The organism is Paenibacillus sanfengchensis (genome assembly GCF_036864765.1).
Lineage (GTDB): Bacteria > Bacillota > Bacilli > Paenibacillales > Paenibacillaceae > Fontibacillus > Fontibacillus sanfengchensis.
In genome coordinates this window covers 610,406-623,803 of the sequence record NZ_JBAGJC010000001.1, presented here as the reverse complement: position 1 = coordinate 623,803, position 13,398 = coordinate 610,406, and the positions used below count along the sequence as shown (strand labels likewise).

Below are 13,398 nucleotides of genomic sequence, written 5' to 3'. Positions count from 1 at the left end.
TAAGCGTGTGAAATAACTGATTATAAAAAATAGCCTTTATCATTAGCGTAAAGGTGTATAGGAACCGAAACAAGAGTAACTTCATGAGCTGGGGAGGGTGAAATATTGCAGTGAATCATGAGGATGTAAACGAGAAAGGGAAGCAGTCCTCCGTATCTTTTCACTTTATAACGCCAATGCCCTATATTTTGTTAAAAGGTGCTGGATATCATCTGATTACTTCGCATGATTATATCTGGGATGGTCGGAACCGTACCGGAGACCATTGCGTACTTCAATATACATTGGGGGGGCGGGGGGAGATTGAAACGGGAGGAAGGAAGTATTCTCTTGAGCAGGGAGATGCTTTTCTGGCTGATGTTCCGGGCGATCATCTCTACCGTCTTCCGCCGGATTCCCCCAGATGGGAAGTGCTCTACTTTGAACTGTCACACTTAGCGCTGCATCTCCTCCAGGAATGGCTGGACGTAAACGGATGCATTTTCCGGATTGAACCGGAGTCCGAATTGGAGCATCTCCTGTGGGCTACTTATCGGGAAGCGGTCGAGAACAGTTATCGCGATATGTATCAATGCTCACGGGCTGCTTATTCACTGGCCATGTCGCTGGCCAGCCATCTTGTCACTCTAGCCAACAGCGCCCCATTGCCTCCACTCGTGGAACGGTGTAAGACGTTTATTGACAATAATCTGCATCGGAGCATTGGCTTGGAGGACATGGCGGAGGTATCCGGCTGTTCGAAATTCCATCTCACCCGTGAGTTTGAACGCAAGCTTGGCCTCTCCCCCGGTCGCTATTTAACTCGTATGAGGTTGGAGAGAGCGGCTGCTCTTCTGCTGGAGCCCGTGAGCCTGACATTGGAGCAGGTGGCGGAGCAGTCCGGGTTCTCGAATGCGAATTATTTCGGCAAAGTGTTCCGAAAGTATACAGGGATGGCTCCAGGGGAATTCCGCAAGGAGGGCGATTTGCATCAAATTCGGCGGTTGGTCCGGAATGGATAATTAAAATAGGCTCTTGAAAATAGCAACAGGCTGACTCGATTCTATCAAGACAAAAAGCTCCCCGTCTTGCCGGAATGGAGCGGGTACTTAAGCTGCGGAGCATGCCAGCGGTATACCTGATAAAGGGCAATTTTTTACCCTGCTATCGCATTAACTTACCATTGAGGATGACATGGATAGTGTTTTATTATGATTACAAGAACAGCCCCTTACAAAATTTAATACAACACAAGTATTTTGAATTGAGCAATTTTTTATCCTATGGTAAGGGTTGTATGTCCATCTAATCCGTTACGGGAGGTCAAAAGGGGGCTTATTGAAGGGGGAGAGAAGTGGGGAAGTGGGGCTATAACCCTCTTGCGAGAAAGTAATAGAAGGGCAGTTTTTTTTGAACAAAAAGAAAGTGGTTCCCGGCACCAGCATTTTTTTTTAATTGAATTGGAACCGGTTCCAGAAAATTTGGAGGAGAGAAATATGGATTACAAGCAAGTTGCTGCTGACATCTTGGATGCCCTGGGAGGCAAGGAAAACATAAAGGCAGCTGCGCATTGTGCGACGCGATTGCGACTCGTTCTTGAAGATGAATCTCTGCTTGATCAAAAAGCGCTTGATCAAATGGATGCTGTTAAGGGGACCTTTTCCACAGGAGGACAATATCAAATTATCCTTGGACCCGGGATTGTAAATAGCGTGTATGGCGAGTTCGCCAAAATTACGGGTCTCGGAGAAATGTCCACCGGCGATGTAAAGACGGCAGGAGCAGCTAAAATGAATCCGCTTCAACGGTTTGTGAAAGCACTTTCCGACATTTTTGTTCCGATCATTCCGGCGATTGTTGCCGGGGGTCTATTAATGGGGATCAACAATGTCCTGACTGCCAGCAATCTGTTTGGTCCCAGGTCTCTGGTCGAGATGTACCCTGGTATTGCCGATTGGGCAAGCATTATTAATTTATTCGCCAACGCTCCTTTTGTGTTCCTCCCCATCCTGATCGGTTTCTCGGCCACTCGCAAGTTTGGTGGAAATCCTTATTTGGGTGCAGCGCTGGCCATGATTATGGTCCATCCCGATCTGCTTAATGGTTACAGCTACGGCCAGGCACTTGTAGAGGGGACAGTACCCACCTGGCAACTGTTCGGTTTCTCAATCGAAAAGGTTGGCTATCAGGGAACGGTTTTGCCAGTACTGGCGGTATCCTACATTTTATCGGTCATCGAGAAAAATTTGCGCAAGGTAATTCCATCTTATCTTGATAATCTGTTGACTCCCTTACTGTCTGTTCTCATTACAGGCCTCTTGACCTTTGTTGTTGTTGGACCGGTCCTTCGCGCTGCGGGCAACGGACTGACAGATGGCCTCTTCTGGCTCTATGATACGACGGGTTTCATTGGAGGAGGTATTTTCGGTTTTTTCTATTCTTCGATCGCTATAACGGGGATGCATCACAGCTTCCTCGCTGTGGATACCCAACTGTTGTCGGACGTTGCTAAAACGGGCGGATCCTTCTTGCTTCCGATTGCTTCGATGGCGAATATCGCTCAGGGCGCGGCTACTCTGGCCGTCTTTCTCATCACACGCAACAGCAAGACGAAGAGTATCGCTTCAGCTTCCGGCATATCCGCAATGCTCGGTATTACCGAGCCTGCAATGTTCGGGATCAACCTGAAGCTTCGCTACCCGTTCATTGCTGCGATGATCGGTTCCGGTCTGGCTTCCGCCTATATTGCTTATGCGCATGTGCTGTCCATTTCGATGGGACCGGCGGCACTACCCGGTATTATCGCGATCCGTCCACAGTCCATCGTTGGTTTCTGCATCGGTATGGGCATCAGCTTTCTGGTTACGTTTCTCATCACCCTGTTTTGGGGCAAACGGAAAAATGCGTCAGCCGAAGGGGAGACTTCGAACGAAGCAGCGGCTTAACTGTAATCTTAAGCAATTTTACCGGTTGTGCCAATGCTGTACCGCTCCATCGATCTTCGTACTTTCACTTGCTGGATCGTGGTTTTGATTTCTATGCTTCTCAGACAACACGTGGAGGACGGTCGATTGTACCAGATTCCCGATAGTTCCCCGTGAGGGGAGCCGGGGATTATCCTTTTTTGCCAAAGGGGCGATGTTCTATACCGTGCCAACATATGGGACATTGAAGTAGAGGGCAGCCAACTGAATGTTATTTAGGAGCTGGAGGATGAGGAAAGAGATGAGATGGTTTAAGAATAAGGAAAAGCTGGAGACTATCGAAGTTGGAATTCCAATTGCAGGCAGTGTCGTTGAGCTTTCGGAAGTACCCGATCCGGCATTCGCCGGCGGCTTCATGGGCAAAGGAATAGCCATTAAGCCCCGGGAAGGTAAAGTCTACGCGCCGTTTGACGGGACACTAGCGCATGCGTTCGGCAGTAGTCATCACGCGTTGCTGCTTGAGCATGCCAGCGGTATTCAACTGCTGATTCACGTTGGCATCAATACGGTATCGTTGAAGGGAAGAGGGTTCACCCTTCACGTTCAGACCGGTGACAAAATCAAGAAAGGACAGATGCTGCTGGAATTTGATATTTCCGAAATCGAGCAGGCGGGCTTTCCGGTGATCACACCGGTGTTGGTCCCGGACGACCAGGAAATGGTGAAGTCCGTGGAGACGATGGAAGGCGCTGGGGTGACAGACGGTGTCCCACTGCTTCGCGTTCACTTAAAATGATGGTGTAGCTTGGATTTCGGGAGAACCGCCAACCGTTGCAGTACATTGCCAGTGGATTTATATTCCGCTTGGTTCCGGGTCGCATACGCGATTCATGTCCGTGTGGGCTAACCACCGTGGAGGTTCGAGTCCTCTCAACCGCATCAACTTTACAATGAACGAGCTCTTGAATTTCTCCCTGTGGAGATTCAGGAGCTTTTTGCATATTCGGGGATAGCAAGATAGGGACAACTATGTACGTGCCTACCGGATGTTGGCAAGATGCTGCAGCACGGTGTTCGTAGTAAGCCCGAATGTTTTCAATACATACTGATAAAAATCATGATCACCATCAGGAGCCGGGAGATCTCGGCCTGTGTCATTTTGCAGGCGCAGAGCAGTTTATAGCATTTATAAGTACAACACCGAAACCATTGTAGGGAACTGCAATACGGCGCTGTTCTTACTATGATTTTTATTATCCAAATATGGTAGCTGACTAATTCTTTGTCACATTTCTTACTCAAGCTACAATGCGGGAGTAGTTAGCCTGATGATGCCTTGATGTAGGAACAGCTTTCGCAGTTTTTAAGGGGAATCCGGCTGATATCTCTGGAGATTCGAGCGACTTCTTTCCAGGATTGGAAAATTTGCAAGTCACCTGGGGTCATTTTGCCTAAAAGACCGTGGGTCAGGTCCTTATGTCGGACTTCACCAGGGCGGGTGGCAATGTATCCCATATAAGGCTTTTTTGTGAATAAACACATATTTCCGTAAGGAATCAGTGGGCAGTGGTGTCTTATAATATATAGTCACTTCAACAGGAAAAGGAGGAGTTATATGACATCAATCAAATATTAAACTTGGTTTTATTAGCTTTTGTATGAGTGTCCAAGTTATTTTTTTCACAATTCACATCTGGTGATTCATACTAACTCATATTCAAAATACAATTGAAGGAAGGGTGCAATCCATGTTGAAAAAATTATTACCTATGGTTATTGCAGTTGTTATGGTACTTGGTATGAGTACAAGTGTAATTGCGAGTAAGTTGAACACTTCTGATCAGTCAAACATATTTGAAACCAAGTTTGTTGAAATGGCATATAATGAAATTAAAGAACAAATATTAACCGATTACCAAAAATTTTATAAGGTGGATAATTTTGATTATGATTTTGAGTTGCGAAGCGACAATGAATATAAATATTTTGATATCAACATATATGTTGATATGGCCTTAACAAGACATCCATCGGATAGTCCGTTTGTTCAAGGCATGGAAAAAGCTTTGAAGGAAAGTTCGGATAAAGCCGAAAAGGAAATGTTACAGGGAGAGATTGATGCGTATGTGAATGAAATTGAATCCTTATATTACAATATTCCCAACCGTTCAACGTTTACTTATACTATCCGTTTTGACAATAGTACTCATTTAATCGCTGATGATTCAACTTCAGCCTATCAAATTTATTACAGGACAGATACTGATGATGGAATTATTTTAACTGAAAATAATAAGCTGGCGGATGTAGAGAATCCGACAACGGAATTCCGGGATGGGTACAATATGCGAGAAAGTGTAGATTTGTCGCATAGTGCTACTAACTCTTTGTTAGCATCATTCACATATGACCGGATTGCCGCCAGAGATTGGGCACGTGACAATTATGATGCAGCTCCAGAATATCCTTCTAAAGATGTTCCGGGTACGGATTGTGCAAATTTTGTATCTAAAGCTATTAATAATGGTGGAATTCTCCAAGACAAACAAGGGAAATGGTATCAAGCTGCCACCTGGGGAGGCTGGCCGGGAGATCACTGGTTTAGAACAGGGTACAACAAGAAAACGGGTGTTGTTATCTACATGACAGATAAAGGATATTTTTATAAAGAATCAAAAGAAAGTACAGTAAATGCTGGCAGTATCATGTATTGGAATAATAAAAGCCACGTTGCTTTAGTGACGTATGGAGATGGTATTACAATTAAATATACAGAGCATGGTGCTCGTCAAACAAAAGATACTGTTTACAGAACAATAGATGATGCCTCTTTTTATAAACCGTCCAGTTCTATATTAAAGTAATTACATGTCAGCTCGCGGGGGAGTTGGAGAATGAAAAAAGGAGCAGTGTTCGTAAATATTTTAGTTTTTATCATGGTCTTGATATCCTGTAGTACAGACAAACCTAATGCTTCACAGCCAGAGCAGCAAATTTATACTGGATATCTCTTTTTGGAGGGAAATACGCTTAAAATTGATGATTTTGAATTCATAACTTTTGAAGATAAAGAAAGAATGCAAGAATTAGGATTAACAGAAGCAGATATGCCTAATGGGTATGAAATTTATAACGAGAATGAGGATGTTAAGAGCTATTTGCTTGCCGATAACACTAAATTTACCTTTTATGACACCTCGAATCTCTTCGTAAAGGAAGAAGATGATAAAAAGTATATTACCACAGACAGGCAAAAGTTTAAGACCTTTTTATATAGGGGCGAAGATGTTCCAATGCGAACTCCCTTTGAAGTAATAATCCGAGGGAACAAAGTTATTTCCATATCTGAAATATTTGTTAACTAGTGTCCTCAAGATACCCTTGATTTTTATGAGATGTAAAACCCATTAAGATTGGTTCTCCGCTAAAATATCATGCTTACATAAAGTCGGATAGCGAGGAAGCTCTTTCTGTGATCTTCGGGGAGCCGCATACTCTGTTTTTATCATAAAACCCGCGAAAATCTTGGTTTTACAAGACTTTTCGCGGGTTTTATATATCAGTAGAGATAGTTGTTATGATTTATGGTCCATAATAGTCCTTTTGATTAAATTTTTTCCTTTTAATGAAATTGCTTGCATTTTCTCTATGAAAGCACTATCATAGAGGCGAGAGGAGGAAATATATGGCAAATAATGTGAAGTAAATCACTTAGTTGAACGCCATGCTGCATGATCAAACGCTATTTTCGTCATGAACATGCTAGGCAATCTATAACAACCGTGGGAGAGGATTGCTTGAAAGTATGATACGAGGAGGAAGTTTGATGAGCAACTCAGTTAGAGTAGCAGAAAATCACAATGAAATTCATAAGTTCAAGGAGCTATTTGTTAATTTGAAGAAAGGGTTGAGATTTTCTAGACTAGGTAAACCTTTCAGAACTTCAAATTGCAATTACTTTCTTGATTCCGGCACTGGAAAAGTACTTATGGTCAATGAAAACACCTATCGTGTATTGGAATGCTTATGGAATACTGATGAATTTGAACGTTTGTTTGAGTTGGAGATGCCTTCTGAGGAATTGTTAAATAGCTTAAAAGAAGTAGAGGAAGCCGTAAAGAGTGAGAATATATTGCAGATGCCACCAGTTGAGAAGATGTATAGCTTTGATGGTGAAGTATTCTATGATAAGGAAGCACCCAATACTCAAATCCAACATATTACTTTTGAGATGACAGAACATTGTAATTTAAGGTGTAAATATTGCATTTATCATGAAGGGGAAGCTGGATTCCGTTCATTTGGAAGTAGAAATATTGATTTAGAAACTTGTAAGAAAGCAGTGGATATGTTATCAAAATCAACGAAAGAAGAAGTCATTATTACTTTTTATGGTGGGGAACCTCTACTACAATTTGATATTATGAGGGATACAATAGAGTATAGCAAAGTAAAGCTTCAAAATAAAAAAGTGTTATATAATATGACAACGAATGCAACGCTAATCACTGAGGAAATAGCTAATTATTGGGCATCGTTGGAACATCACTCTACATTGATTAGCTTAGATGGACCGGAATGGATGCATAATAAAAATAGAGTCTTCTGTAATGGGACAGGATCTTTTGAAACAGTCATCCGGGGTTTAAAGAGGCTAGTGAAAGCTGAGGGCGCAAAAGCTTCGGCCAATATTGGGTATAACATCGTTTTAACTGATGCAAGAGTAGAAACGTTGGAAGAAATACAACATTTTTTTAGGAATTCAGAGTATATACCAGTTGGTTCAAGTATATCAATATCCTATGTTAATACTCCTCCTAAAGAGTTTAGTTACTTAGGAGTTGGTACAGAGGAAGATAGACAATTATGTGAGTTGGCAATGAAGGGATCCGACCCATTAACAAAATGGAGTGTAGACAAATTAAACTCTGGTGCGAGTGATATAGATAATAGATCACTAATATCAAAAGATTATTATGATAGAGGTCTAGCTAGAATACACAATAGAATGCTTAGAAGCGAACCTACTCAAGTATTCGCCATGAACGGATGTTGTATACCTGGTGGACGAAGATTATACATTACGGTAAATGGCGATCTTGCAGTATGCGAAAGAATGGGTCCATCACCGTTTATCGGGACAGTATATGAAGGTATAGACTATGAGAAAATTAATAAACATTATATTGATGACTTTATGAATGAAGCAACGAAATATTGTAATGATTGTTGGGCTGTTAATATATGTGGTTTATGCTACATTCAGTGCTATGATCATGATGGCATTAATATGTCTTATAGGCACAGAACGTGCGTATTAAATAGGATTCATACTGAGAAATTACTGATATTATACCATGAAATATTAGAAAAAGATCCTGAGTCATTGGCTTATCTAAATGAAATTACCTATTCATAAGGAATTTAGTTTGGAGGGGGATCGCATGAATAATTCAGTAGAATCAGTGGAGAATTATAATGAAATTCTTGAGTTTAAAGATCTATTTGTCAATTTGAAGAAGGAATTAAGATTTTCCCGACTTGGGAAGCCCTTTAAAACTTCGGAAAATAATTATTTCTTTGATTCTGGTACTGGAAAAGTGCTTATGGTCAATGAAAACACCTATCGTATTTTAGAATGTTTATGGAATACGGATGAATTTGAACGATTGCTAGAATTAGAGATATCTTCGGAAAATTTGTTGAATGGTTTAAAAGAGATAGAAGAAGCAGTAAAGAGTGAGAACATACTACAGATGCCAGCGGTTAAGAAGATGTTAAGTCATGCTGATGCATCCAGCAATCAAATTAAACTAATTTCATTAGAGGTAACAGAACGTTGTAATTTAAGGTGTAAATATTGCGTTTATCATGAAGGGGAAAGTGGATTCCGCACATTTGGAACTAAAGATATTGATTTAGATACTGCGAAGCAGGCAGTGGATATATTGTCAAGATCAACCAAAGAAGATGTTTATATCACTTTCTGCGGTGGGGAACCTTTGCTTCGATTCGATATCATAAAGGATACAATAGAGTATTCCAAAATAAAGCTTCACAATAAAAAAGTATCTTACAATATGACGACGAATGCAACACTGATTACTGAGGAAATAGCTAATTATTGGGCGTCTTTGGAGCATCATAATACAACAGTTAGCTTAGATGGGCCGGAATGGATACATAATAAAAATAGGGTCTTTTGTGATGGGAACGGATCATTTCAAATGGTCATGCGAGGTTTGAAGAGGTTAGTGGAAGCTGAGGGTGCAAAAGCTGCAGACAATATTAGATATAACATAGTTTTAGCGGATACAAGTGTAGAGACGTTGGAAGAAATACAATATTTCTTTAGGAATTCGGAGCATATACCAACTGAGTCAAGCATATCAACACCCTATAAAACTAATCCTCCCGAAAAGACTAGTTACTTAGGAGTTGGTACAGCGGGAGATAGACAATTAAGTGAGATGATGAGGCAGAGAATAGACCCTCTAATAAGATGGTGTGTAGATAAATTAAACTCTGGAATCAGTGATATAGACAAAGAAAAACTGATATCAAAAGATTCATATGATAAAGCTCTAGCTAGTGTACACAATAGAATGATCTTAAACGAACCTGTTCAACAATTCTCTATGAATGGATGCTGTGCACCGGGAGTGGGGAGATTATATATTACAGTAAGTGGTGAACTTGCAATATGTGAACGTATGGGTCCATCACCTTTTATTGGGACAATACATGAAGGCTTAGATTATGAAAAAATTAATAAACACTATATTACTGACTTTATGGAAGAAGCAATGAATTATTGTAATGACTGTTGGGCTGTTAATATGTGTAATCTATGCTATAAGCAATGTTATGATCGTGATGGTATTAATATGTCATACAGGCACAAACAATGTTTGGAACACAGAGTCAAATTAGAGCAGAGATTGGTATTATACCATGAGATATTAGAAAAGGATCCAGAGTCATTAGTGTATCTAAATGAAATATATTACGGATAAGACAGTTAACTAGTTATTAGAGGAAGTGATCTTCCTTTAATATAAACGAATTTACGTGGATTAATGGTGAGTATAGTAACATGCGAATGTGCGAAGCTGCCACGTAAAATCGACTTGATTTCCACAATTATGTAGAGGAGAATGATAAATGAAGATCATCAATCCTTTTGGTAAATCTGCGAATGATATCCAACCAAGAGCAGGTTGTACCTGCAGTAGTGGTAAGGAGGATTCTAAATCTTCTTGGGGTTGCTTGGGATATTGCGGTTGCCAATGTAGTTGTGCTGGATCATCTAGTAATAGTGACAACAAGAGTTCAAATTACTCTATCGGTGCTGATACACACATGTTTTAAATTAAGAACTAAGAGTCACATGGTATATTAGTTAGTTTTGATTCGACTTTCCCGTAAAGTGGAAGCTGTGATAAATTAGCTTTCATTGTGAAGCCATTCAATCTTCGCACATTCGCATGTTATCATGCTTCAGAGCTCTATGGGAAAGTTGAATCAGTTTTTTTCAAAAAGGAGGACTCAGCTTGCGCAAGTTCAATTTTACATCTTTGCTGCTTATAGGTTCACTTATGGTTGGATTGGCAGGTTGTACGAACTTGCCGGCGCCTGACGCTTCAAAGTTGAAGGTGATGAATCGCGACAATGAAAAAAGATACTTTAATGATACATACGGTGACATGTTCCATGCCCAGAACGGTTCGATTAAAATTGAGCTTGTTAGACCCAAAAGTATGAAACTTGAGAAGACTGCTTCGAATTATGTGCAAACTCTACAACAGTCTATCGAACAAGAACAACTGGATGTTCTTCAGCTAAGTATTGATGAATATAACAAGTTATCAGCAGTAGGCTTTTTGTTAAATCTTGAACCCCTAGTGGCGCGGGATCACTATAATATCGACACGATTTATCCTTCAGTCACCAGCATTCTCAGGGAGCAAGGCGGTGGAAAATTGTATGGTTTTGCACCTACATTTCAGCGACAAGTCATCTTTTACAATATGGACCTGTTCGATCAATATGGAATTGAGCCGCCACACGATGGGATGACTTGGAAAGAACTTATCGATTTAGCGGGGCGATTTCCTACCGATGGAGATGAGCAATCCAGGATATACGGCGGCTTCACGAGTTTCGGGTTAGATAAAAAAAGCCCTCTACGAGATTTAGGTTTGAGGATCGGCTTTTCTATGGGATTAAAGGCAGTTAACCTTGATAAAATGCAATCTACAATGGATACAGTAGGTTGGAAGAAAGCGTACGAACAAGCCCAAGCGGCATTATCAACGAATGCCCTGCACAAGGGAGGATTTAACACAGATGAAGACTTCAATGAACAGCAACCTTTTGCTAAGGGGCGGCAAGCGATGTTGATCGCTGATGAACCTAGCTGGGCATATAGTGTACTTGACTATATAAAAAGTGGGAAATCAGGGGTTAAACCCTTTAGAGTAGGAATGGTGGTTGGTCCAGTGGATCCGTCTAACCGAGAAATAACAAGAGACCTGAATATGAATAATGACTATATATATGCGATTCGTGCCAATTCCTCCAATGTAGATGCTGCATGGGAGTTGTTGAAGTTTATGCAGGGTGATAAGGCAGCAGGTAAATTGGCGAGAAGACCAGATAATGGAATACCATCTCGTATGGGGCAAACAAGTGACTTTTATGGCATTAACTTAGATGGATTTTATCACTTAAACTCCCTGCAACAGGAGGGTTACGTTGATGATCCTAAGAAGATTATTTCAGAAGAGTTCTATGAAAAATATGAGGAGATTACGTATCGTGAGTTGACGCAAGTAGAGAAATCTCAAAAATCCCTTGATGAAGCGCTACAGACGATTCAGCGAGATGCGCAAGTTGCCCTTGATGAAGCAAACCTTGCCAGGAAACTTAATGAAAAAAATGGAGAGAAAGAGCCGGACGAAAGCATGGTAAAGGAAAAGATGGCCGTTGATTGGGATGATTTCAAGACAGTACCTTTTAAATGACGATGCTGCATGTTGAGCAGAGACAGGAGTCGATGATGAATAAGACATGGTTCCAAGTAGTTACGATGCTTGTTATTAGTTGTCTGGTGGTAGTAGGTTGTACAACTGTGTCTAAGGGTACGATGGAACCCAAAAAGAATCAGGAGCCGACTACGCTTAAGGTCGTCTATAAGAATGCGGAATTATTCCGTCGGCAATATGGAGAGATGTTCACCGCGCTTAATAATCATATCCAATTCGAAGTAATCAGTGATGCGGATATTTACAAGAATATGGGGGACAAGACGAAGGAAGAGGTGTATGCACAGTTTGTTCGCGAAGAACAGCCGGATATTTTTATTTTGGATGCTCACGAGTTTCAGAATCATATTAATGATGGGACGCTTACCGATCTTGATTCACTGTGTACTAGAGACAACTATAAACTGGACGGGATCGTTCCCGGTCTCGTGGATCAACTGAGGGGAATAGGCGAAGGGAGATTGTATGGACTTGCCCCAACGTTCAAGAGCAGTGCTATATTTTACAATAAAGATCTGTTCAAGAAATATGGTGTGGAGTTCCCGTCTGATGGCATGAGTTGGTACGACATCATTGATCTGGCCCGTCGTTTTCCTACGGAAGGGAATAAACAGACACGAATTTATGGATTTACCGGTGGGGATGTGTATGAAGCCCCTATGGATCTGGTGACATTAATTGACAAGATGAGCCGGGCTGAAGGGTTGTCGATCGTTAATACCGACACGATGCAGATGACCATTGAGACAGAGGCGTGGAAGAAGTTGATTCAGACCGCTATCGAGGCCGACCAATCGGGAGCTATCTTTAATTCCATGGATGAATTATTCACCACTGGAACCAGTAAGGAGTTTTATGATAGCCAACGGTTTCTCATGGGGCGTTCCGCAATGCACATGGGCTCCGTAACGTCGCTGGCATTTATTGATCATTACAAGCAAGAATTGAAAGATGATATCCCCTTTGAACTCGGGATTGAGGCTGCACCTGTCGATCCCCTTGACCCGACATCAACCTATACCGTAACTCCAGGGGATATATTCGCCATTAATAAAGCATCGGCTAATCAAGATGCGGCCTGGAAATTTATCCAGTATGTGTGCGGTGAAGATTATGCCCAGGTTAGCTCTCAATCGAATGAATTGTTGCTAGGTCAGCAACTGTTATTAAGTCGCTCCGGATTTATGACTGAATATGAAGGATACAGTTTAGAGCCTTTCTACCGATTGAAATCTAAATCATTAAGACGTAGTGACGATTGGTACAAGCTGCCTGATCCATTTTTTAACGATTTTGCCGAGATATTAAGTCGAGAACTTAAACTTGTGGAAAAGGGGCAAAAATCCCTGGATGAAGCAATAGCGACCGTAAAGTCCGATGCGCAAGCGGTGCTTGATCATGCTGTAAAGGAAATAAAATTATGAAGTCTGCCAAGTAATTGTTGGATA

The 13,398-nt window shown here is 41.3% G+C and carries 9 protein-coding genes; all 9 read left to right on the top strand.

Features of this window, described 5'->3' with window-relative positions:
• Nucleotides 1-110 precede the first annotated feature (110 nt).
• The 9 genes from V4U84_RS02860 (at nucleotide 111) to V4U84_RS02820 (ending at nucleotide 13,374) form a co-directional block, all read left to right on the top strand.
• Complete coding sequence (locus tag V4U84_RS02860) at nucleotides 111-1,001, top strand: AraC family transcriptional regulator (protein ID WP_334076753.1); 891 nt, start codon at nucleotides 111-113, stop codon at nucleotides 999-1,001.
• A 474-nt stretch (nucleotides 1,002-1,475) separates the two neighbouring features.
• Nucleotides 1,476-2,924, top strand: a complete 1,449-nt coding sequence (locus V4U84_RS02855; protein WP_334076752.1) for a sucrose-specific PTS transporter subunit IIBC — start codon at nucleotides 1,476-1,478, stop codon at nucleotides 2,922-2,924.
• A gap of 280 nt (nucleotides 2,925-3,204) precedes the next feature.
• Nucleotides 3,205-3,699, top strand: coding sequence for a PTS sugar transporter subunit IIA (locus tag V4U84_RS02850; RefSeq protein WP_334076751.1), 495 nt, complete (start codon nucleotides 3,205-3,207; stop codon nucleotides 3,697-3,699).
• Between the two features lie 952 nt (nucleotides 3,700-4,651).
• The gene (locus V4U84_RS02845; RefSeq protein WP_334076750.1) at nucleotides 4,652-5,767 is read left to right on the top strand and encodes an amidase domain-containing protein; all 1,116 of its coding nucleotides are present in this window, start codon (nucleotides 4,652-4,654) and stop codon (nucleotides 5,765-5,767) included.
• A gap of 30 nt (nucleotides 5,768-5,797) precedes the next feature.
• On the top strand, nucleotides 5,798-6,268 hold the full coding sequence (locus V4U84_RS02840) for a hypothetical protein (protein WP_334076749.1): 471 nt from the start codon (nucleotides 5,798-5,800) through the stop codon (nucleotides 6,266-6,268).
• A 461-nt stretch (nucleotides 6,269-6,729) separates the two neighbouring features.
• A complete protein-coding gene (locus V4U84_RS02835) occupies nucleotides 6,730-8,322 on the top strand; it encodes a radical SAM protein (protein WP_334076748.1) in 1,593 nt (530 codons plus the stop codon).
• A 25-nt stretch (nucleotides 8,323-8,347) separates the two neighbouring features.
• Nucleotides 8,348-9,919 (top strand): radical SAM protein, encoded by a 1,572-nt coding sequence (locus V4U84_RS02830; RefSeq protein WP_334076747.1) that lies wholly within the window; start codon nucleotides 8,348-8,350, stop codon nucleotides 9,917-9,919.
• A gap of 537 nt (nucleotides 9,920-10,456) precedes the next feature.
• A complete protein-coding gene (locus V4U84_RS02825; RefSeq protein WP_334076746.1) occupies nucleotides 10,457-11,929 on the top strand; it encodes an ABC transporter substrate-binding protein in 1,473 nt (490 codons plus the stop codon).
• A 35-nt stretch (nucleotides 11,930-11,964) separates the two neighbouring features.
• Nucleotides 11,965-13,374 (top strand): extracellular solute-binding protein, encoded by a 1,410-nt coding sequence (locus tag V4U84_RS02820; protein WP_334076745.1) that lies wholly within the window; start codon nucleotides 11,965-11,967, stop codon nucleotides 13,372-13,374.
• Nucleotides 13,375-13,398 lie beyond the last annotated feature (24 nt).

Excerpts from the sequence above, each read along its gene's own strand:
- V4U84_RS02855 (WP_334076752.1), top strand. The coding sequence starts at position 1,476 with ATGGATTACAAGCAAGTTGCTGCTGACATCTTGGATGCCCTGGGAGGC.
- V4U84_RS02850 (WP_334076751.1), top strand. The coding sequence starts at position 3,205 with ATGAGATGGTTTAAGAATAAGGAAAAGCTGGAGACTATCGAAGTTGGA.
- V4U84_RS02845 (WP_334076750.1), top strand. The coding sequence starts at position 4,652 with ATGTTGAAAAAATTATTACCTATGGTTATTGCAGTTGTTATGGTACTT.
- V4U84_RS02840 (WP_334076749.1), top strand. The coding sequence starts at position 5,798 with ATGAAAAAAGGAGCAGTGTTCGTAAATATTTTAGTTTTTATCATGGTC.
- V4U84_RS02835 (WP_334076748.1), top strand. The coding sequence starts at position 6,730 with ATGAGCAACTCAGTTAGAGTAGCAGAAAATCACAATGAAATTCATAAG.
- V4U84_RS02830 (WP_334076747.1), top strand. The coding sequence starts at position 8,348 with ATGAATAATTCAGTAGAATCAGTGGAGAATTATAATGAAATTCTTGAG.
- V4U84_RS02820 (WP_334076745.1), top strand. The coding sequence starts at position 11,965 with ATGAATAAGACATGGTTCCAAGTAGTTACGATGCTTGTTATTAGTTGT.